A 285-nucleotide genomic window follows, 5' to 3' on the forward strand; every position below is an offset into this window, starting at 1 on the left:
TGTTCGACTTCGAGACAACGGATGAGAAGGCATAACGGCTGATCGCGGGGCAAACCCCCTCCCACAGGGGGATAAAGGATACACGTCTGGGGGCGGGCTTGCCCCGCGATGCGTTTAGCGAGCAAACGAAAACGCCCGGCATCGAGCCGGGCGTTTTCGTTGGTGTCGCTTAGCGGGCGCGGTAGGTGTTGCGCCCTTTGCTCAGGTCGTAAGGCGTCAGTTCATAGCGGATGTTGTCACCGGTCAGAATTCGAATGTAGTTCTTGCGCATTTTCCCAGAAATAT

General features: G+C 56.8%; 1 pseudogene. It reads right to left on the reverse strand.

From position 1 onward, the window contains the following. Positions 1-169: 169 nt before the first annotated feature. Positions 170-285: pseudogene (locus M2D63_RS25705) on the reverse strand (translation initiation factor IF-1); the annotation flags it as partial.

It is taken from the genome of Pseudomonas sp. BJa5, assembly GCF_030272875.2.
In the GTDB taxonomy this organism is placed as follows: Bacteria; Pseudomonadota; Gammaproteobacteria; order Pseudomonadales; family Pseudomonadaceae; genus Aquipseudomonas.